This window comes from Tenacibaculum sp. MAR_2010_89, assembly GCF_900105985.1.
In the GTDB taxonomy this organism is placed as follows: domain Bacteria; phylum Bacteroidota; class Bacteroidia; order Flavobacteriales; family Flavobacteriaceae; genus Polaribacter; species Polaribacter halocynthiae.
On the sequence record NZ_FNUB01000005.1, the window covers coordinates 1,997,703 to 2,023,477 of the forward strand.

The following is a 25,775-nucleotide window of genomic DNA, read 5'->3' on the forward strand; positions in this document are numbered from 1 at the left end:
TATTTTTTTGATTGTTTTTATCAAAAAATGTTTAAATTTGGCACCCCCTAAATATCCCTTAAATGAGTGAAAAAATAGCTAAAAGCGTAAAAATACTTTTAGTAATATGGTTGTTATGTCACACGACAGGCTTGTTTTCACAGGTCTTGTTAAAACCTGAGCTAAAATTTAGCTTAGCATGTAGCAACGCTACAACTAAAGATTTTTCTATAGATTTTCAGTTTACAACTACACCTTTTAATGCCGATAATCAGTTCTTTGTTCAGATTTCTGATAAAAATGGAGTGTTTCCTTCTAATACTACTGATAATAGGGTTTCTGCAGCGATTGTAGGACAGAATACTAATTTTAGAAAGATATCAACTTCATTTCGAGTGCCAAAAGATACTTATGGGACGGGGTATAAGGTAAGAATGGTGTCAACATCACCTGAAATGATGAGTCCAGAATCTGATGCATTTGAGGCATATGATACGGTTGAAGGAACTTTGTGGATTAATGATAATAATGCGACAGATTTCATTTGTGGTTCGGGTTCATTAGAATTGAAATTGAACACAGATAAAGAAGGGGTTTACCAATGGTATAGAGATAGAACTATTTTAGTTGGTACTACTACTGAACCTAAAATAACGGTTACAGAAGCTGGCACATATGAAGCAAGAGTAGATTATGGAAGATGTGGTATTGTAAATTCTATATTGATAAATGTTGTTCGAATTAGCACAGCAGATGCACAAATAAAAGGAGGTACACCAGTTGAGATTTGTGCTGATAAAACTCATACTTTTGAAGCAACAACAAATAATAGTGCGCTTACCTATAGATGGTATAAAGATGATGTATTAGTGTCAACATCTAATACCAGTACTTATACAACACCTAATACTGGGCAGTTTGGTATTTATAGATTAGAAATTGAAGCAAATGGATGTATATCTAAATCACAAAATGTTGAGTTAAAACAAAAAACAGCAGCAACTTTTAGGATAACTTTAGTAGGAGAACAGACTGCAGTTTGGTTACCTACTCAAACAAGATTGTTGGAAATTACAATAGAGCCATCATCTACACCTGTAACAGTGCAATGGTATAAAGATGGAGCACTTTTACCTGGTAAAACTGGATTGAAAATTAATGCTACTGAGGCAGGTGTTTATCACGCTGTAGCTACTGATAGTTCAGGGAGCTGTCCTTTTTCTGTTGAGTCTGATAAGTTTACGTTATTAACCACAAAATCTATAAATACTGTAATAAAAACTGCAGATGATTATGTAGAGTGTGATAGTGATAAAACGGTATTAACAATAGCAAGTATAAAAGCTACTGGTTCTGATGATGTTGAATATGATTTAACACCTGAACAAATAGCAATATTAACCTACCAATGGTATAAAGATGATGTTTTGCAAACAGGTAAAACATTAAATGAATATGCAGTTGATTCTTATTTAGATAATGGAGTATTTGATTTAGAGGTAAGTTCAGGTGTAGGGCTTAGTAATAAGTCGAATAAATTAGATGTTAAACTAACAATTGCAAGCCCAGCTATAGCTTCAACTTCTGCATCAAATTCATTGTGTCCTGGAGGAACAATTACACTTACCGTTTCTGATGTTGTAACCGGATTTACTTATAAATGGTTTAAAGATTCTGTAGAGTTAACAGTAGCAGATCCTAAAACTTTAGAAATAATCGAAACAGGTGAGTATAAACTTCAAATTTCAGGCTTTGACTGTGTAAAGGACTTAGCACCGATAAATGTGGTGCCTTTTGATGATTCAGCGGTACTTTTATATGATAGCTCAGGGAATGAAATAGGGCCTTCTGGAAAAATAGTATTATTAACAGGACAGCCAACAACAATTAGAGGTGAAGGAGCAAATACGTATCAATGGGTAGATAGTAATGGAGACCCATTATCGTCAACAAACATTGTTAGTGTAACTCAAGCAGGTTTTTATACATTAATAGCAACTGTTGATAGTTGTGAAGTAAGAAAAACAGTAGAAGTAGTTGAACAAGATGATCAAATTATTGTACCAAATATTGTGTCTCCAAATACAGTTGATGGTATTAATGATACCTGGGAATTATCTAATAGATATGCATTTCAACCATCTGTAACGATAGCTATTTATAGTTCTGATGGTAAGGAAGTATTGATGACAAAAGAATATAAAAACGATTGGCCTTCTGAAGATTTAGGTAATCAACGAATTTTTTATTATAAAATAATTAGAGATGACAAGCTTATTAAAGCGGGTAGTATCTCTGTTTTAGATTAAAAGTATATGATTAAAAGAAACACTATTTTTATATTAATGTTCATTAGCTCTTGTGTGTTTTCACAAGTGTCTAATAACGCTGAAATATACAATAGTTTCACTTCTCGTAGTTTTATGAAGTTTAACCGCTTTTTAACGGTACCAACTTTTTCTGCGTTAAGAGAAAATAAAACTTCAATGAGTGCTATTGTTAGAAACAGTAATGTGTCTTTTGAAGATAACCCTAAATTATATTTGTTAAGCTATTCTGGAAAAATGAGAGAGAATGTTGGTGGAGGTTTAGCTGTTTATCAACAAGAAATAGGTGTTTTTAAAGATTTTGGTGCTATTGCAAATTATGCACAAAGAATTCAAATGAATGAAAATTTAGATTTAACATTTGGATTTAACGTATTATACAGTCGAAGGAGTGCTGATGGTTTAAAAGTAAACTCTCAAGTTCCTGATCCTGCATTAAGTAATTTTCAAGATATTCCAATTGTTAATTTTCAACCAGCAGTAACTGTTTCGTTTGGAAAATTTGATGTAGGAGTGTTTTTTGAGAATTTATTAGATTTTAATTTAAAAAGTAATGAATTAGCTACGTCATTTTCAGAAAAAACATTTTCTGGTCATGCAATGTATTCTCATGAGTTTACATATGCTAGTGGAATTTTTGAAGGAGCTGATTTACGAGTATTAGCATTAGCAAGAAAACCAGGTAATGGTTCTTTTGGTTTTGGAGGAAATGTAATTCTTGATTTGCCTAAAATGGGTTGGTTAAAAGCAGGTTATGATAAGCAATATGGTATATCTGCTGGAGCTGGTGTTAATTTATCGGATAAATTATCAATAGGATTCTCTTATGAAAAAGGAGATTTTGCAGCAACTAATGAAGTTGGAATTATTTATAATTTCGGAGAAAAGAAGTTTAGCAGAAGAAGACCAGTGAGAAGAACAGGGAGTGTTAGTATTAAATTACCTGAAAGAAAGCCTAAGCAAGAGTATAAAAATGAAGAACATAACGATTTATCGGATGAAATTCAAGAAGCATATGACTCTATTAGTAAGTTGAATAAAAAAGTAGATGAAATTTTAAGGTTACTTAATAATAAACCGAAAATTGTTGATGTAATTAGAGAAGAAAATAAAGCTAAAGATTCAACAGCAACATCTTCTGATGAAAAGGACACTTCTTTAAGAAGGAGAAAAAATACACCATGGAGAGAGAAAACAGTAACTCGTACAGGTGGTGGTGGAACAATGTATTATATTGTAACAGATAGGTTTAGAAAGAAAGAGAATGCGGATGCATATGTAAAAGAAAAAAAGAAAATTTTTGAAAAAGCAGATTTAAAAATAAGGTATGTTTTTGACCCAAAAACAAAGCATTACTATATGTATGTAGATAGATTTGCTAAAAAGAAAGATGCAGAAGAAAGAAAAGACGAGTTTAAAGAGAATACTCTTTTTGAAAGTAATAGTAAAGGTGAATTAGCAGGCCTAGGAACAAAGACAGCAAAAGATGCAGTGTATGTTTTTAAAATAACACTTGGTGATGATGTAAAACCTGAGAGTTATAAAGAACCTAAATCAAGACCAAAAGCAAGGGTGTTAAGAATGAAGAAAGTAGGAGGTTTAGAAGAAGGTTTCTATTTACAAATAGGTGTTTTCTCTAAAAAAGCCTTTGCTGATAGGTTTGTTGATGAATTACGTAGTGATAACATAGATGCAAATTATTTTGTGAATCCTACAACAGGCTACAGACATATATATATATTAAAAACAAGTAGTAGAAGTGAAGTGATTAAATTATATGAGAATAATTTAAATGGTTCTTTTTATGACCCAATATCTATCATAAATATTAAATAAAATAAGTAAAATACAATACTAGCTAAATATTAAATTCTCCCCTGAATCCATGAAAAAAATAGTATTAATATTAATAGCTTTCATTAGCTTTATAACTAACTCGTATTCTCAAGATAAGAATGCGAAAAGAGTTAGGAATTACATAGAAAATAATAGAAAAAAAGTTATTCTTAAAGAAAGTGCTGTTAGGCTTCGACCAGACAAAGCATTTACACAAAGGTTAGCTGCTGGAGGTGTCAATGTTAGAGGTAACATGACGTTTATAGCTAATAGTATTGTAAATAGAGAGTATGTAACTACATATACAAGAAGTTCTCGTAGAAGTTGGATTTGGAATGCGGCTTGTGGTTTTTGGTATAGAGACTATACCTATACGGTTTCAGGAACTACTTTAGATGCTAATGATAATTTTCCAAGTGCACTAACTTTATATGCATTAACATCTACGGATGGTTGTGGCATTAATTACTATTCTAATATTAATAATTTAAACAATGGACAGCAAAACATGCAGTACATTGATGTTGATGATGCAGATGGAATTACAGGAAGTGGATCTACTTTTTCATCTAGTAAATCAACTTTAACTTTACCAAGTTGTTCAAGAGTAGTGTACGCTGGATTATACTGGGCTGCAATTTATCCTTATGAAACTTGGGCAGGACAGGAGACAAGAAGTAGTAGTTTTAATACAATTAAATTTAAATTACCAAGTGGGGATTATGAAACTGTAACTGGAGAAGTAATTTATGATGATGGTTCTGCTACACAAAAGCCTTACGTATGTTTTAAAGATATTACTACTGAGGTTGCTGCTCAGGCGAATGCAAACGGAGATTATTATGCTGCTGATATTAAGGCGGTAACTGGTACTGATACTAATGGATTAGGAGGTGCAGGTGGTTGGACAATGGTAATCATTTATGAAAACCAAAATGAGTCTAGTAAAAATATTTCTATTTTTGATGGTTTTCAAACTATTGACGGTTCAAATGATGTAGATGTAACCTATAGCGGTTTTAAAACAATTCCTGCAGGTCCAGTAAGAGCTGAATTTATTGTAGGAGCTTTAGAAGGAGATGATGGAATTGGAGGAGATCAGTTTCAAATAGAAGATAATACAAATACATATGTAGATATTTCTAACGCTGTAAATCCAGCAAATAACTTTTTTAACGGAAGTATCTCAAGAAATGCTGCAATTACAACTACAAGAACTCCATCAAGTACTAATACATTAGGGTTTGATGTAGATATTTTAAGTATAAGTGGAAGTACGAATCCAAGTAATAGTATAATAGGAAATGGAGATACCACTGCTGATGTAAGATTTACCACAAGTGGAGATGTATATTGGCCATTTTTAAATGCAATGTCTATAGAAATCATTGAACCAAAAATTCAAATGATTAAAACGATAGAAGATTCTGCAGGAAATGATATTTCTGGTACTTCATTAGCATTAGGAGCTGAATTATGGTATAACGTTAGTTTCCAGAATGTAGGTACAGATAATGCTTTAAATACTGAGTTTGTTGATATTTTACCTAAAAATGTTGATTTAATTGTTGCTGATATTACTTTACCAGCAGGTATAGATCGTAATGATCCTACTCAATTTCAATATGAACCACCAGCTTTAGCTAATGGTTTTAGAGGAAAAATTACCATTAATATACCAGATAGTATGGTAGAAGAAAATGGCGCAAAATATGATATTCGATTTAAAGTTCAAGTAGTTTCAGATTGTAATCAATTAAGAGATGTTTGTTCTAATCGTATTGAGAATCAGGCTTTTGCAAATTACGATAGTGATAGAGGAGGTACACCAAGAACACTTAATGAACCAAGTTTTGCAGGAATAGATGCCTGTAATTTTGGAGTAGTAGGAACTTCAAATTTTCTTGCTGATACTAGTGGATGTACTTTTGAAAGAGATGAGATTTTATGTGGTGCTAATTTAACTTTAACTGCAGGTAGTGGATTTGCTTCCTATGAGTGGAGAGATGCTGGAGGTACAATAATTGGAACTACGCAATCTATTGTAGTTACAGCAACAGGAACATATACTGTAAGAAAAACAGCACCAGTTGGTTGTATAGATGCAACTGAAACTATTAATGTTATTCCTTATAATTCTGAACCAAATCCATTAATTCCATTTGCAGACAGAATGTTAACATGTCCTAATGATGGTTCAGATTTAGCTGAAATATTTTTATGTGGTACAGGTAGCTCTAGAAGTATAAATTTACCATTTGATCCTGCTTCAGCTACAACAGTTAAATGGTATAAATTAGATGAAACTTCTTGTCCTGATGTTACAACAGTTGGTTGTGCAAACGTAAATACAAGTTGTACTTGGAATGAAATAGGTTCAGCATTTAATCAAAGTATAGCTGATGAAGGAGAATATCGTGTAGATGTACTATATGATGGAAGGTGTCCTAATACATATTATTTCAATGTATTCAAGGCAACATTAACACCAGATATTATTAAGCAAGATATAACGTGTGGTAATGATGGTCAAATAGTTATTAATGGAATACCAGCTGGATATCAGTATAGATTAACAGGACCTTCTGGTTATGATGTAGGATTTCAAAATTCAAATACATTCTCAGGATTAACTAATGCAGGAGATTATAATTTACAAATACGTATAAATAATCCTACAGCAGCTTCTTGTACTTATGATTTTGGACCAATAAATATTCAAAATAATGATATAACTATTGATGTAACACCTACACATATAGTTTGTTCTGGTGATATAGGGAAAATTAGAGTACAAGTTAATAATGTACCAGGTCAATATACCTATACATTATTACAAGGAGCTACTACAATTGGAACACAAGGCCCAATAAATAGTAATGATTATACATTTGATGTAACAACTGGAGGAGCATATCAAGTAAGAGTTACAACTGCAGATTGTTCAATAACTGAAAATGTTACTATAAATCAGGCTCCAGATTTAACACTTACAGCTGCTAATACAAAAAACATTTCCTGTACAGGAGGATCTTCTGATGGAATTATTACTTTATCAGGAAGTGGAGGAACTTTAACTACGGGTAGTCAATATAGTTATGCAGTATGGACAGATAAAGGAACAGATTTATATACTGCAATTTCAGATATTCCTGCTGGTGCTTATTTTTCATCAAATACCTATTCTGTAACAAATGGAAATGAAGGAACGTACAGATTTGTAATTATTGATAGTAATAATTGTTACACGATTTCTAATCCAATAACTATTTCTGTTGAAGCTCCTTTAGCATTTAATCATACTGCAACAGATATTTCTTGTACAGGTCAAGTAGATGGTTCTATTAATGTTTCAGTTAATGGTAGTAATCAAGGATATTTAGTTGAGTATAGTATTGATGGAGGTTCAAATTGGGATACTTCAGGTAATTTTACAGGGTTAGCTGTTAACACATATACCATAGATATTAGAGCTTCTAAGCCTTCATATTTATGTACATATTCCATTGCTAATGTTCAAATTGAAGATAAAACACCTATTGTTAGTTCTGCAAGTTTAACACAGGATTACACATGTACTACTTTTGGACAAATAACTTTTGTAGCAGCAACTGGAGGTACTCCAACTTTTACTTACGGTATTAATGGAGTTTACAATACTGATTTAGTTTATAACAATTTAACTGAAGGTACTTATGCTATAACAGTACGTGATTCAAATAATTGTGTTTTAACATTACCAAGCATAACCATTGATCCATTACCAGTAATACCAGTATTCACAAACAGTGTAGCTTATAACTGTGATGGAACAGGTAATATAACATTAACACCACCAGCAACACCAACATTAACCTATAGTTATAGTTTGGATGGAGGAACTGCTCAAACAAGTAATGTTTTCAATAATGTCGCTACAGGAGCACATACAATTACTGTTACTGCACCGCGAGCTTGTCCAAGAAATGTAGTCGTTAATGTAGCTTCAAACCAGGAGTTTAGAGGAAGTATATTAGGAAGTGCTGATAGTGTTTGTCATGGAAGTGATAATGGATCTATTACTATATTTGCAGAAAACTTCACAGGAGCTAGTTATGAATATTCTACTGATGGAGGAACAACATGGAGAGAAGCAGTAGACAATCCTTATAAAATAGTAGGTTTAGCTAATGGTTCATACAATATTTTCATTCGTGAAAATGATGGTGTAGTAAATTGTCAAGTAGATTTAGGTTCTGCTACTGTAAATGAACCACCAGCATTAACATTAACAGCTTCAGTTGATAATCCACCTTCATGTGTTGGAGCTGGGGCAACATTAACTTTTACAGCTGTTGGAGGTGTACCACCTTATGAATATAGTATAGATGGTTTTGCAACATGGCAATCATCACCAGTTTTTCCAAATGTACCTCCAAGTGCAACACCTTATATAGCAAATGTAAGAGACAGTAGAAACTGTGATGAATGTGGTTGTTCAGTAGATCCTTTCCAAAACGGAGGTTTTGAAACGCATCCATTTACAATTTCAACATATAGAATAGTAAATGAAGATGATGTACCTGGTTGGGATACAACTGCTTCTGATAATAGAATTGAAATATGGAGGTCTGGTTTCAATGGAGTACCAGCTTCTGAAGGAGAATATTTCTTAGAATTAAATGCAAATGTCAGTTCTTCTTTATATCAAGAATATTGTACAAAACCAGGAGATGTTATTACATGGTCTGTTGATCATAGAGGAAGAGCTGGTACTGATGTTGCTACCGTTAGAATTGGTGGCGATTTAGCAACAGCAGGAGTTCAAGAAACAATGAGTGACGGAACATCTGCTTGGGGTTCTTATTCAGGTACATATACAGTTCCTGCTGGACAAACAACAACAATTATAGCTTTCGAAGCAGTTTCTACCGCAACAGGTAGTTTATCTGTAGGTAACTTTATAGATAATGTTGACATTGCCATTAATAAGGTAGGATGTACACCTGTTACAGTTAATGTTAATCCTCCTAGAACAATAGATTTTACAGCAGTACCAACGACATGTTTTAATGGAAGTAACGGACAAATAGATATAACAGTAAATGATGGAAATGGTGATTACCAATTTATTTTAAATGGTGGGTCAGCACAAACTCCAACACCAACTACCTCTAATACGTATACTTTTAGTGGGTTAAGTGCAGGAACATATACAGTTGACGTAGTAGATGGAGCTGGTTGTAATGGTGTTCAACAAAGTATAACCATCAATGGTCAGTTAACCGGAACAGCTGCGACAACAAATGTTACATGTAATGATGGAAGTTTAACAATCACACCACAAGGCGGAGATGGAACTTATACCTATGCAGTAATAGCCAACGGAAGTGGAGCGACTCCAGTTTATGGAGCAACAGCAACTTTCCCAATTACCACCTCAGGAGATTATGATTTCTTTATTCGAGATGGATCAGGGTGTAACTATAGTTCAACGATAAATGTAGGACAAACTACAAATCCATCATTTACAACCACAGCAACCCAAATAAGTTGTAATGGAGGAACAGGAAGTATTAATGTAAGTATTTCAGATGGTATTGCACCATATACAATAAACTTCAATGGAACTAATACGACTCAAAGTGGAAGTACCATTTTATATGACACATTAGCCCCGGGAACGTATAGTGTTCAGGTAACTGATGCCAATGGATGTACACAAACCCCAGTAAATGTTACTATAAATGCATTAACAACGGTATCAAGTACTGCAAGTGTAACACAAGATTACACATGTACAACTTTAGGACAAATTACATTTACAGCAGCAACAGGAGGAACAGGACCATATACTTATGGAGTAGATGGTGTTTATAATAGCGCTTTAGTATATAACAATTTAACAGAAGGGAGTTATGTATTAACAGTACGAGATAACAACGGATGTACTCAATCAGTAGGAACATTAACTATAGATCCATTACCAGTAATACCAGCATTCACAAATAGTGTAGCATATAACTGTGATGGAACTGGAAATGTAACTTTAACAGCCCCAGCAACACCAGTTTTAACTTATACTTATAGTTTAGACGGAGGAACTACAACTCAGGCAAGTAATGTATTTAATAATTTAGCAGTAGGTACACATACAGTAACAGTAAATGCTCCACGCGCATGTCCACGAAATTTTGTAGTAACAGTAGCCGCAGGTCAAGCTTTTGGCGGAAGTGTAACAGGAAGTACAGATGTAACGTGTAATGGCGGAACCGATGGAACGATTACTATAGAAGCAGTCAACTTTACAACTTCATATCAATATAGTACAGATGGCGGAACGAATTGGGTAACCACTACTAATGCAGCGACTACAATTACAGGATTAGATAACATAAGTTATACGATTCAAATCCGTCCAGATGCAAGTTCATTAGCAGCGTGTACAGTTAGTTTACCAGCAGTAACTTTAAATGAGCCAACAGTTGTAGGCTCAAGTGCGGCGATAACAAAGGTTATAACGTGTTCAACACCAACAGGAGCAACAATAGAAGTAACAGGAACAGGAGGAACCCCAGGATATACTTATAGTATAGATAATGGAGGAAGTTTCCAAGCGAGTTCAACATTTACAGGCTTAACAGCAGGGAATTATAATGCAGTAGTACGCGATAGTAATAATTGTGATTCACCAGCCTTTGCAATTACTGTAGCTCCAGCTTTAGGACTTACATTTACAGCAGTACCAACGACATGTTTTAATGGAAGTAATGGAGAAATAGTTGTAACAGTAGCAGCAGGAGGAAATGGTAATAATCAATTTATCATAAATGGCGGGTCACCACAAACTCCAACACCAGCAACCTCAAATACGTATACCTTTAGCGGATTAAGTGCAGGAACGTATACGATTGATGTAATAGATGGAGCAGGATGTTCAGGAACACAACAAAGTGTAACGATCAACGATCAGTTAACCGGAACAGCTGCGACAACAAATGTTACATGTAATGATGGAAGTTTAACAATCACACCACAAGGCGGAGATGGAACTTATACGTATGCAGTAATAGCCAACGGAAGTGGAGCTACGCCAGTTTATGGAGTAACAGCAACTTTCCCAATTACCACCTCAGGAGATTATGATTTCTTTATTCGAGATGGATCAGGGTGTAACTATAGTTCAACGATAAATGTAGGACAAACTACAAATCCATCATTTACAACCACAGCAACCCAAATAAGTTGTAATGGAGGAACAGGAAGTATTAATGTAAGTATTTCAGATGGTATTGCACCATATACAATAAACTTCAATGGAACTAATACGACTCAAAGTGGAAGTACCATTTTATATGACACATTAGCCCCGGGAACGTATAGTGTTCAGGTAACTGATGCCAATGGATGTACACAAACCCCAGTAAATGTTACTATAAATGCATTAACAACGGTATCAAGTACTGCAAGTGTAACACAAGATTACACATGTACAACTTTAGGACAAATTACATTTACAGCAGCAACAGGAGGAACAGGACCATATACTTATGGAGTAGATGGTGTTTATAATAGCGCTTTAGTATATAACAATTTAACAGAAGGGAGTTATGTATTAACAGTACGAGATAACAACGGATGTACTCAATCAGTAGGAACATTAACTATAGATCCATTACCAGTAATACCAGCATTCACAAATAGTGTAGCATATAACTGTGATGGAACTGGAAATGTAACTTTAACAGCCCCAGCAACACCAGTTTTAACTTATACTTATAGTTTAGACGGAGGAACTACAACTCAGGCAAGTAATGTATTTAATAATTTAGCAGTAGGTACACATACAGTAACAGTAAATGCTCCACGCGCATGTCCACGAAATTTTGTAGTAACAGTAGCCGCAGGTCAAGCTTTTGGCGGAAGTGTAACAGGAAGTACAGATGTAACGTGTAATGGCGGAACCGATGGAACGATTACTATAGAAGCAGTCAACTTTACAACTTCATATCAATATAGTACAGATGGCGGAACGAATTGGGTAACCACTACTAATGCAGCGACTACAATTACAGGATTAGATAACATAAGTTATACGATTCAAATCCGTCCAGATGCAAGTTCATTAGCAGCGTGTACAGTTAGTTTACCAGCAGTAACTTTAAATGAGCCAACAGTTGTAGGCTCAAGTGCGGCGATAACAAAGGTTATAACGTGTTCAACACCAACAGGAGCAACAATAGAAGTAACAGGAACAGGAGGAACCCCAGGATATACTTATAGTATAGATAATGGAGGAAGTTTCCAAGCGAGTTCAACATTTACAGGCTTAACAGCAGGGAATTATAATGCAGTAGTACGCGATAGTAATAATTGTGATTCACCAGCCTTTGCAATTACTGTAGCTCCAGCTTTAGGACTTACATTTACAGCAGTACCAACGACATGTTTTAATGGAAGTAATGGAGAAATAGTTGTAACAGTAGCAGCAGGAGGAAATGGTAATAACCAATTTATTATAAATGGAGGATCACCACAAACTCCAACCCCAGCAACCTCAAATACGTATACTTTTAGCGGATTAAGTGCAGGAACGTATACGATTGATGTAATAGATGGAGCAGGATGTTCAGGAACACAACAAAGTGTAACGATTAACGATCAGTTAACCGGAACAGCTGCGACAACAAATGTTACATGTAATGATGGAAGTTTAACAATCACACCACAAGGCGGAGATGGAACTTATACGTATGCAGTAATAGCCAACGGAAGTGGAGCTACGCCAGTTTATGGAGCAACAGCAACTTTCCCAATTACCACCTCAGGAGATTATGATTTCTTTATTCGAGATGGATCAGGGTGTAACTATAGTTCAACGATAAATGTAGGACAAACTACAAATCCATCATTTACAACCACAGCAACCCAAATAAGTTGTAATGGAGGAACAGGAAGTATTAATGTAAGTATTTCAGATGGTATTGCACCATATACAATAAACTTCAATGGAACTAATACGACTCAAAGTGGAAGTACCATTTTATATGACACATTAGCCCCGGGAACGTATAGTGTTCAGGTAACTGATGCCAATGGATGTACACAAACCCCAGTAAATGTTACTATAAATGCATTAACAACGGTATCAAGTACTGCAAGTGTAACACAAGATTACACATGTACAACTTTAGGACAAATTACATTTACAGCAGCAACAGGAGGAACAGGACCATATACTTATGGAGTAGATGGTGTTTATAATAGCGCTTTAGTATATAACAATTTAACAGAAGGGAGTTATGTATTAACAGTACGAGATAACAACGGATGTACTCAATCAGTAGGAACATTAACTATAGATCCATTACCAGTAATACCAGCATTCACAAATAGTGTAGCATATAACTGTGATGGAACTGGAAATGTAACTTTAACAGCCCCAGCAACACCAGTTTTAACTTATACTTATAGTTTAGACGGAGGAACTACAACTCAGGCAAGTAATGTATTTAATAATTTAGCAGTAGGTACACATACAGTAACAGTAAATGCTCCACGCGCATGTCCACGAAATTTTGTAGTAACAGTAGCCGCAGGTCAAGCTTTTGGCGGAAGTGTAACAGGAAGTACAGATGTAACGTGTAATGGCGGAACCGATGGAACGATTACTATAGAAGCAGTCAACTTTACAACTTCATATCAATATAGTACAGATGGCGGAACGAATTGGGTAACCACTACTAATGCAGCGACTACAATTACAGGATTAGATAACATAAGTTATACGATTCAAATCCGTCCAGATGCAAGTTCATTAGCAGCGTGTACAGTTAGTTTACCAGCAGTAACTTTAAATGAGCCAACAGTTGTAGGCTCAAGTGCGGCGATAACAAAGGTTATAACGTGTTCAACACCAACAGGAGCAACAATAGAAGTAACAGGAACAGGAGGAACCCCAGGATATACTTATAGTATAGATAATGGAGGAAGTTTCCAAGCGAGTTCAACATTTACAGGCTTAACAGCAGGGAATTATAATGCAGTAGTACGCGATAGTAATAATTGTGATTCACCAGCCTTTGCAATTACTGTAGCTCCAGCTTTAGGACTTACATTTACAGCAGTACCAACTACATGTTTTAATGGAAGTAATGGAGAAATAGTTGTAACAGTAGCAGCAGGAGGAAATGGTAATAATCAATTTATCATAAATGGCGGGTCACCACAAACTCCAACACCAGCAACCTCAAATACGTATACCTTTAGCGGATTAAGTGCAGGAACGTATACGATTGATGTAATAGATGGAGCAGGATGTTCAGGAACACAACAAAGTGTAACGATCAACGATCAGTTAACCGGAACAGCTGCGACAACAAATGTTACATGTAATGATGGAAGTTTAACAATCACACCACAAGGAGGAGATGGAACTTATACCTATGCAATAATAGCCAACGGAAGTGGAGCGACTCCAGTTTATGGAGCAACAGCAACTTTCCCAATTACAGCATCAGGAGATTACGATTTCTTTATTCGAGATGGATCAGGGTGTAACTATAGTTCAACGATAAATGTAGGACAAACTACAAATCCATCGTTTACTTTAAGTTTACCTAATACTACACCTGAATGTTTTGGAGAGCAAGAAACAGTTAATGTTGCTATTGCAAACGGAACAGCTCCATATACGATAAATATAACTAATGGAGGAAGTGTTAATACTACCACAACAACAAATAGTTTAACTAGTAGTTTTTCAGGATTAACAGCAGGAACTTATACAGTTTCAATAACTGATGGAAATACATGTTCTCCAGCTAACCAGACTATTACTATTATAGAGTTGCCAGAGTTAACAGCAACTTTAAATGGAAGATTACCAGCTACATGTGTTAATTTTGAAGTAGATAATAGTGCTTATGGTTTTGAATATGATTTATCAGGTACAACATTACCATCTGCACCTTATGTATTACAATTAAGAAGGTTAAATGGAACTTGGACTGCGGATCATACAGAAAATGTATTTTTAGGTATTGACCCAGGAACAGTGGTAAATCCAGCAATGAGAATTGTTGATGGAGGAGGTACTGTTATTTGTATGAAAACTTTGCCACAATTTATAACTCCATTCTTAGTTGATGGATTAATTGTAAATCCTGTAGCTAATCCTGGTTCTTGTGCTTCAGGTTTTAGTGTAACGGTTGAAGCGGTAGGAGGAGTTGGTCCATTTCAATTTGCAATATCTAATACAACAGGAACTTGGTATAATGCAGATGCTACTAGTCCACCACCACCACCACCAGCACCAGTACCTTCGCAAGACAGGACTTATACATTTACTGGATTGACTCCAGGGTTAACGTATGTGTTTTATGTAAAAGATACTAATGAAAATGCAGGGGGAGCAATTCCAGGTGATGCAAGTGATGATTGTATTAAACAGAATAATGAAGATGTATATGCAGATTTTACACCTAGCATACCTATAACAACAGCAGTTAACTCAAACCAATGTAACGGAGCATCTAATGGTGAAATAACATTTACTATTGATACAAGTAGTCCAGATATAAGTTCTCCATTCACATGGACTTTATTTAAGAGAAATGCCTCTAATGTTGGTGTAGCAGTAACTACACCACCTTATAGTGGAATATCTCATTCTTATACGGGTACATCAACAACGGTTACTGCTTCTGGTTTAGATGCAGGAAGTTATTACATAGAGGTTACATCAGGAGCTTGTTCTTGGGGTAGTTTAGATACTCTTATTCAAGAAGGAGATCCTATAACAGGAAATGTGATTAAAGGGAATGATATTTCATGTAGCCAAAATGGTACAGTAAATATTACAAATGTTATTGGAGGTTTCCCTGGGTATACATATGCGCTTAATATTACTAATGCTACAGGAATTACGACGCCAACATCATCAACGTCTATTAATATTCCTTATGCAAATGTTACAGACAAAACATTACCTGTAACGGTTGAAGTAACAGCTACAGATACAAATGGATGTTCTGCAGTTATTGGAAATGTAAGCTTAAGTGTAAGTCAATTACCAGTTATTAACTCAGTAACTTCAAACAGTTGTGGTACTAATAATACAATAACTGTTGATATGGCAAGTGGTTTAGCTCCATATCAATATTCTATTGATAATGGAACTACATACACAGCAGCTACATCAACTGACCCATATACATTTAATAACGTTACAGAAGGTAATCACACAGTTATTGTTAGAGATGCAAATGGTTGTGAGAGTGCAACACAGGCAGTAACTATACATCCTGATATTGATTTCAATTTAGTGGTTAGTCAAAACTTAAATTGTACACCAGGTCAAGCACAAGTTACAGTTAATGTAACTTCAGGTTCAGGAGGAACTTATAATTATACCATTTTAGGAGTAGGAGCAACAGCAAACCCTCCAATTACAGCAGGAAGTTTTGCAACAAATTCAACAACACACAATGTAACTACAAGTGGAACTTATGAAGTAACAATTACTGATGCTTCTTCTACATGTTCAATTGCTAGGCAGGTTGTTGTAGCACCAGCGATTGCACCAAGTTTTACTGCAACAGCAAGTGTAAATGATATATGTAATGGAGCAAGTACCGGAGAAATTCAATTAACGGAAGTAAATAATAGTATTAACCCATTAACATATAGTATAGCACCAGTAGCCGGAACATTTACTGCCGGAACATTAACTTATACGGGCTTACCAGCAGGAAGTTATGTAATTACAGGAACTGGAACTAACGGATGTATTTCTACACAGAATGTAACTATTACGGAAAACAATGCAGTAGATGTAAGTGGGGCAGTAGCAGTTGTAGAGTTTGGTTGTACAACAGGAAACACTACAAACAATGCAACGGTAACGGTAACACCAGGATCAATCACCGGAGGAACAGGAACCTTTGTACGTTATGTATTTGTATATACCCCAGTAAGTGGTACACCAGTAACACAAGATAGTTCAAGTGCAAGTTTCACAGCAACGAATGAATCTGGCGGAACAGTAAGTGTAACAGCTTATGATGATAAAGGATGTTCAGGAGTAACCAATGCAACAATAGCAGCATTTAACGGAATGACCAATGCTACTATCACAGTAGATAAAGCAATAGATTGTGCTTCCGGAGAGAACATTACAGTAGGCTATACATCAGTATCAGCAATACCAGTAGTAGAATATAGTGTAACAGGTATTAACGGAACAGTTTTCGCGACGGTAACTCAAACAGCCCCTGCAGCAAATCCAGAAGTATTTACAGGATTAGGAACAGGAAGTTATGAGGTTGTAATTTACAATCCAGTAACCGGGTGTAGATTATCAACAGTTCATCAGGTAGCTGCAGCACCAGTGTTTAATTTAGATATTAATAAGACCAGTGATGTAGTTTGTTTTGGAACATCAACAGGAGAGTTAACATTTGATTTCAGTAGTGGAAGTCCATATACAGGTCTTTACAACTATCAATTAATGAATACCAACGGAACACCAGCTACAGGAGATGATACGACAGTAGGAGCAGCAGTAGTAGGTGTAACAGGAGGAGTATTACAAACTGTAGGAAGTTTAGCAGTAGGAGAATACTATGTAGTAGTAACTATGACAGCAAGTCCATTCTGTCCAGTAACATCCGCAGTTGTATCTATAGCTCAGCCAACAGCAGGATTAGGAATTACAGCAGTACCAGTAGCGGTAAGTTGTAATGGAGGAAATGACGGAAGCATTACAGCAACAGCTACTAACGGATGGGGTGGTTATCAATATAGTTTAACGCCAGTAACAGGAACATCACCAGCGGTTGCATTAGGAAATAGTAATGTATTTAGTAATTTAGAATCAGGAAGTTATACAGTAACAGTACGAGATGCTAACGGATGTGAGGTTTCAACAACAGAAACGGTTGTAAATCCAGTAGCCGTAAGTTTTGGATTAACCAAAGATGATAGTGCATGTAACTCAAGTACAGGAGGAAGTATCACAGCAACTCCAGCAGGTGGAACAGGAACTTATACATTTGTATTAACAAATACAACTACAAGTACAGTAGTTCGTACCGAAACAGGAACAGGAGCGTTTACATTTACCAATGTAGCAGCAGGATCTTATTCTGTAACAGTATCAGATAGTAATAGTTGTAGTGCATCAGCACAAGCGATAACGATGTTACCAAGTTTAGCGTTTACAGTAACTCAAACAAAGAATATAGATTGTAGTGCAAGTCCAGCAGGAGTTGTAGCATTAAATATCACTTCAGGATCAGGAACGTATGAATATGCAGTAACAAATTCAGGAGGAACGGTAGTTGCTCAAACAAGTACAGGAGGAACGACAGTAAACTTCTCAGCAGCTACAGCAGATACCTATACAGTAGAGGTGTTTGATATGGGAGCTACTCCAACATGTTCAAGTACCACCACGATAGTAATTTTACCAGCGATAGAGCCAAACTTTAGTGCGGTTGCGAGTGTAAATGGGATTTGTAATGGAACAAGTACAGGAGAGATTCAGTTAACAGAGGTAAATAATAGTATTAACCCATTAACATATAGTATAGCACCAGTAGCCGGAACATTTACTGCCGGAACATTAACTTATACGGGCTTACCAGCAGGAAGTTATGTAATTACAGGAACTGGAACTAACGGATGTATTTCTACACAGAATGTAACTATTACGGAAAACAATGCAGTAGATGTAAGTGGAGCAGTAGCAGTTGTAGAGTTTGGTTGTACAACAGGAAACACTACAAACAATGCAACGGTAACGGTAACACCAGGATCAATCACCGGAGGAACAGGAACCTTTGTACGTTATGTATTTGTATATACCCCAGTAAGTGGTACACCAGTAACACAAGATAGTTCAAGTGCAAGTTTCACAGCAACGAATGAATCTGGCGGAACAGTAAGTGTAACAGCTTATGATGATAAAGGATGTTCAGGAGTAACCAATGCAACAATAGCAGCATTTAACGGAATGACCAATGCTACTATCACAGTAGATAAAGCAATAGATTGTGCTTCCGGAGAGAACATTACAGTAGGCTATACATCAGTATCAGCAATACCAGCAGTAGAATATAGTGTAACAGGTATTAACGGAACGGTTTTCGCGACGGTAACTCAAACAGCCCCTGCAGCAAATCCAGAAGTATTTACAGGATTAGGAACAGGAAGTTATGAGGTTGTAATTTACAATCCAGTAACCGGGTGTAGATTATCAACAGTTCATCAGGTAGCTGCAGCACCAGTGTTTAATTTAGATATTAATAAGACCAGTGATGTAGTTTGTTTTGGAACATCAACAGGAGAGTTAACATTTGATTTCAGTAGTGGAAGTCCATATACAGGTCTTTACAACTATCAATTAATGAATACCAACGGAACACCAGCTACAGGAGATGATACGACAGTAGGAGCAGCAGTAGTAGGTGTAACAGGAGGAGTATTACAAACTGTAGGAAGTTTAGCAGTAGGAGAATACTATGTAGTAGCAACTATGACAGCAAGTCCATTCTGTCCAGTAACCTCTGCCGTTGTATCTATAGCTCAACCAACAGCAGGATTAGGAATTACAGCAGTACCAGTAGCGGTAAGTTGTAATGGAGGAAATGACGGAAGCATTACAGCAACAGCTACTAACGGATGGGGTGGTTATCAATATAGTTTAACGCCAGTAACAGGAACATCACCAGCGGTTGCATTAGGAAGCAGTAATGTATTTAGTAATTTAGAATCAGGAAGCTATACAGTAACAGTACGAGATGCTAACGGATGTGAGGTTTCAACAACAGAAACGGTTGTAAATCCAGTAGCCGTAAGTTTTGGATTAACCAAAGATGATAGTGCATGTAGTGGAAGTACAGGAGGAAGTATCACAGCAACGCCAGCAGGTGGAACAGGAACTTATACATTTGTATTAACCAATACAACTACAAGTACAGTAGTTCGTACCGAAACAGGAACAGGAGCCTTTACATTTACCAATGTAGCAGCAGGATCTTATTCTGTAACCGTATCAGATAGTAATAGTTGTAGTGCATCAGCACAAGCGATAACGATGTTACCAAGTTTAGCGTTTACAGTAACTCAAACAAAGAATATAGATTGTAGTGCAAGTCCAGCTGGAGTTGTAGCATTAAATATCAGTTCAGGATCAGGAACGTATGAATATGCAGTAACAAATTCAGGAGGAACGGTAGTTGCCCAAACAAGTACAGGAGGAACTACAGTGAATTTCTCAGCAGCTACAGCAGATACCTATACAGTAGAGGTGTTTGATATGGGAGCTACTCCAACATGTTCAAGTACCACCACGATAGTAATTTTACCAGCGATAGAGCCAAACTTTAGTGCGGTTGCGAGTGTAAATGGGATTTGTAATGGAACAAGTACAGGAGAGGTTCAGTTAACAGAGGTAAATAATAGTATTAACCCATTAACGTATAGTATAGCACCAGTAGCCGGAACATTTACTGCCGGAACATTAACTTATACGGGCTTACCAGCAGGAAGTTATGTAATTACAGGAACTGGAACTAACGGATGTATTTCTACACAGAATGTAACTATTACGGAAAACAATGCAGTAGATGTAAGTGGGGCAGTAGCAGTTGTAGAGTTTGGCTGTACAACAGGAAACACAACAAACAATGCAACGGTAACGGTAACACCAGGCTCAATCACAGGAGGAACAGGAACCTTTGTACGTTATGTATTTGTATATACCCCAGCAAGTGGTACACCAGTAACACAAGATAGTTCAAGTGCAAGTTTCACAGCAACGAATGAATCTGGCGGAACAGTAAGTGTAACAGCTTATGATGATAAAGGATGTTCAGGAGTAACCAATGCAACAATAGCAGCATTTAACGGAATGACCAATGCTACTATTACAGTAGATAAAGCAATAGATTGTGCTTCCGGAGAGAACATTACAGTAGGTTATACTTCAGTATCAGCAATACCAGCAGTAGAATATAGTGTAACAGGTATTAACGGAACGGTTTTCGCGACGGTAACTCAAACAGCCCCTGCAGCAAATCCAGAAGTATTTACAGGATTAGGAACAGGAAGTTATGAGGTTGTAATTTACAATCCAGTAACCGGGTGTAGATTATCAACAGTTCATCAAGTAAATGCAGCACCAGTGTTTAATTTAGATATTAATAAGACCAGTGATGTAGTTTGTTTTGGAACATCAACAGGAGAGTTAACATTTGATTTCAGTAGTAGTAGTCCATATACAGGTCTTTACAACTATCAATTAATGAATACCAACGGAACACCAGCTACAGGAGATGATACGACAGTAGGAGCAGCAGTAGTAGGTGTAACAGGAGGCGTATTACAAACTGTAGGAAGTTTAGCAGTAGGAGAATACTATGTAGTAGCAACTATGACAGCAAGTCCATTCTGTCCAGTAACCTCTGCCGTTGTATCTATAGCTCAACCAACAGCAGGATTAGGAATTACAGCAGTACCAGTAGCGGTAAGTTGTAATGGAGGAAATGACGGAAGCATTACAGCAACAGCTACTAACGGATGGGGTGGTTATCAATATAGTTTAACGCCAGTAACAGGAACATCACCAGCGGTTGCATTAGGAAGCAGTAATGTATTTAGTAATTTAGAATCAGGAAGCTATACAGTAACAGTACGAGATGCTAACGGATGTGAGGTTTCAACAACAGAAACGGTTGTAAATCCAGTAGCCGTAAGTTTTGGATTAACCAAAGATGATAGTGCATGTAGTGGAAGTACAGGAGGAAGTATCACAGCAACGCCAGCAGGTGGAACAGGAACTTATACATTTGTATTAACCAATACAACTACAAGTACAGTAGTTCGTACCGAAACAGGAACAGGAGCCTTTACATTTACCAATGTAGCAGCAGGATCTTATTCTGTAACCGTATCAGATAGTAATAGTTGTAGTGCATCAGCACAAGCGATAACGATGTTACCAAGTTTAGCGTTTACAGTAACTCAAACAAAGAATATAGATTGTAGTGCAAGTCCAGCTGGAGTTGTAGCATTAAATATCAGTTCAGGATCAGGAACGTATGAATATGCAGTAACAAATTCAGGAGGAACGGTAGTTGCCCAAACAAGTACAGGAGGAACTACAGTGAATTTCTCAGCAGCTACAGCAGATACCTATACAGTAGAGGTGTTTGATATGGGAGCTACTCCAACATGTTCAAGTACCACCACGATAGTAATTTTACCAGCGATAGAGCCAAACTTTAGTGCGGTTGCGAGTGTAAATGGGATTTGTAATGGAACAAGTACAGGAGAGGTTCAGTTAACAGAGGTAAATAATAGTATTAACCCATTAACGTATAGTATAGCCCCAGTAGCTGGAACATTTACTGCCGGAACATTAACTTATACGGGCTTACCAGCAGGAAATTATGTAATTACAGGAACTGGAACTAACGGATGTATTTCTACACAGAATGTAACTATTACGGAAAACAATGCAGTAGATGTAAGTGGGGCAGTAGCAGTTGTAGAGTTTGGGTGTACAACAGATAATGTAACAAACAATGCAACGGTAATGGTAACACCGGGATCAATCACAGGAGGAACAGGAACCTTTGTACGTTATGTATTTGTATATGATAATGGAACACCAGCAAACTTATCTGATGATATTACACAAGATGATTCAAGTACAATTTTTACTGTTACTAATATAGCAGGTGGAAATGTATCAGTAACAGCTTATGATGATAAAGGATGTACTGGAGTAACAAATGCTGCAATAGCAGTATTTAACGGAATGACAAATGCTACTATTACAGTAGATAAAGCAATAGATTGTGCTTCAGGAGAGAACATTACTGTAGGCTATACTTCAGTATCAGCAATACCAACAGTAGAATATAGTGTAACAGGTATTAACGGAACGGTTTTCGCGACGGTAACTCAAACAGCCCCTGCAGCAAATCCAGAAGTATTTACAGGATTAGGAACAGGAAGTTATGAGGTTGTAATTTACAATCCAGTAACCGGGTGTAGATTATCAACAGTTCATCAGGTAGCTGCAGCACCAGTGTTTAATTTAGATATCAATAAGACCAGTGATGTAGTTTGTTTTGGAACATCAACAGGAGAGTTTACTTTTGATTTCAGTAGTAGTAGTCCATACGCAGGAACGTACAACTATGAAGTTTTTAATTCAGGAGGAGTAACAACAGGAGTAACAGGAACAGGAACAGGGTTAACCACAATAGGAAGTTTAGCTGTAGGAGAATATTATGTAGAAGTAACTATGACAGCAAGTCCATTCTGTCCTGTGACATCTGCACCAGTAACAATAACACAACCAACAGGTGGTTTAGGTATAACAGCAACGCCTACCCTTATTAGTTGTGTAGGACCTAATACCGGTCAAGTTATATTGAGCGCAACAGGAGGTTGGGGTAATTTTGATTACGAATTAGTAAATACAACAACTGGGATTACAATACAAAGTTTTGATACAAATAATGTTATTATAGGATTAAATGCTGGGCAATATTCAGCAACGGTTAGAGATCTTAATAATTGTAGAGAAACTATAATGTTTGAATTATTTGATCCTACTCCGATAACAGCGAGTTATAATGTTAATAATAATTTATGTATAGGAGAACAAACAGCTACAATAACGTTAACTAATACAACAGGTGGTCAAGGAGCAATTCCAGTATATACTTATACATTAACCTATCCAGATGGTACAACTTCTGCTAGTCAGACAAGTACTATGTTTACAAACTTAAAAGCTGGTGATTATGTAGTTAATATATACGATGAGTATTCTTGTCAAAGTTCACCTATAAATATTCAAATAACTGACCCTACTAAAGTAGTAGCTCAAGCGGGTGTTACTACCGCAATAACTTGTGATAGAAACTTAGCTACTGTTGTGGTAACTGGTCAAGGAGGAACAGGAGCATATACTTATAGTGTTGATGGTGTCAATTTTGTACCGAGTAATCTTTTTGGTGTAGTAGCAGGTAAACATCAGTTCTATGTTAGAGACGCTAACGGATGTACTTCTGATCCATTTACTTTAGTAACTGTTGATCCTTATGAAGAGTTAGTTTCTAGTCTAAGGGTAATTACAGGATTTGTTACTTGTAATGGAGATAATAATGGAGTTTTATCAGCTATAACTACTGGTGGTTTAGGTAATTATGAGTACCAATTATTAGATCCTTCTAACACTATTATAAGACCAACTCAAGCATCTAATATGTTCTCAGGTTTAGTTGCAGGTAATTATAAGATTAGAGTTTTTAGTACAAATGCAGATGGAGATGTTTGTCAAATAGATACAGGAGTACATGAAATAACTGAACCAGATGCTTTACAATTAAGTGAAACTCATACAAATGTTAATTGTAACGGAGGAAGCGATGGTACTATTACAGTTAATGCATTAGGAGGTAATTCTGGATATGAGTATAATATAAGTTCAGAGCCACCAAATAAATTTGTTAAAACTAACGTTTTTGAAAATTTAGCACCAGGTACTTATACAATAACTGTTAAAGATAGAGTAGGATGTTATGATACTATTGAAGTAGAAATTTTAACTCCAACACCTTTAGCTGTAAGGTTAGTAGATGTAACTCAACAAGTTTGTATAGCAGACCCAACACCAGTAATAAGGATTGAAGCTACTGGAGGAGGTATTTTACCAGGTTCAGCAACTTATATTGTAAGTATTAATGGAATTGATTTACCAGGAAGATATAATGAAGGTATAATCGTTTTAGGAGCTTCTGAAGGTATTGAAGCAAATAAAAAATATGGAATTTCTGTTAGAAATAGTAATGATGTATGTAGTCCAGAATCTTTACCTTTAATAGAAACTGTAAGACCTATAGATTTACAATTACAAGTTAATTTAGAATATACTTGTCCTGTAGGAAATGTAATTACAGCAATGGTACAAGATGAGTATAAAGACGCAGTAGTATATTCATTATTAGATTCTGGAGCACTAGTTTCTTCTAATGATACTGGTATCTTTACGAATGTAGCACCAAGTAGTAATTATACAGTTACAGTAGAACACGCTGTGAGTTCATGCCCAGTTACACTTAATGTAGATGAAGTATTAGATATTCAAGAGTTAGTATTAACAATAGATGATTCTCAGAAAAACAAGTTAATAGCAAATGCTAGTTTTGGTTTACCACCTTATGAGTATAGCATTGACGATGGAGAATTTAGTTCTGAAAACGAGTTTACTATTTTTGAAACTAGAGAATACAAAATTAAAGTTAGAGATAGTAGAGGATGTGAAACTGAGTTAACAATTGAAGGAGTTTATATTACTATTGAAGTACCTAATATTTTTACACCAGATGGAGATGGAGTAAACGATTATTGGTATCCTTTAGAAGTAGAAACATATCATGAATTAAGAGTGTTTATTTATGATAGATATGCTAGAAAAATAACTACTTTTAATGGTGTTCAAGCTCAAGGTTGGGATGGTACATATGATGGGAAAGAATTACCATCAGGAGATTACTGGTATACTATATATTTTAAAGAGTTATCAGGTCAAGAAAGAAAAATAATGGGTCACTTTACATTATATAGATAAGG

Annotated in this window: 3 protein-coding genes; all 3 read left to right on the forward strand. The window is 36.0% G+C overall.

What is annotated here, in order from left to right:
• Nucleotides 1-62 precede the first annotated feature (62 nt).
• From BLV71_RS12280 to BLV71_RS12290, 3 genes are read left to right on the forward strand one after another with little or no spacing between them, the layout of a single operon-like run.
• Nucleotides 63-2,288 (forward strand): Ig-like domain-containing protein, encoded by a 2,226-nt coding sequence (locus BLV71_RS12280; protein WP_093870834.1) that lies wholly within the window; start codon nucleotides 63-65, stop codon nucleotides 2,286-2,288.
• A gap of 6 nt (nucleotides 2,289-2,294) precedes the next feature.
• A complete protein-coding gene (locus tag BLV71_RS12285) occupies nucleotides 2,295-4,142 on the forward strand; it encodes a PorP/SprF family type IX secretion system membrane protein (protein ID WP_093870835.1) in 1,848 nt (615 codons plus the stop codon).
• Nucleotides 4,143-4,191: 49 nt separating this feature from the next.
• The gene (locus BLV71_RS12290; protein WP_093870836.1) at nucleotides 4,192-25,773 is read left to right on the forward strand and encodes a T9SS type B sorting domain-containing protein; all 21,582 of its coding nucleotides are present in this window, start codon (nucleotides 4,192-4,194) and stop codon (nucleotides 25,771-25,773) included.
• Nucleotides 25,774-25,775 lie beyond the last annotated feature (2 nt).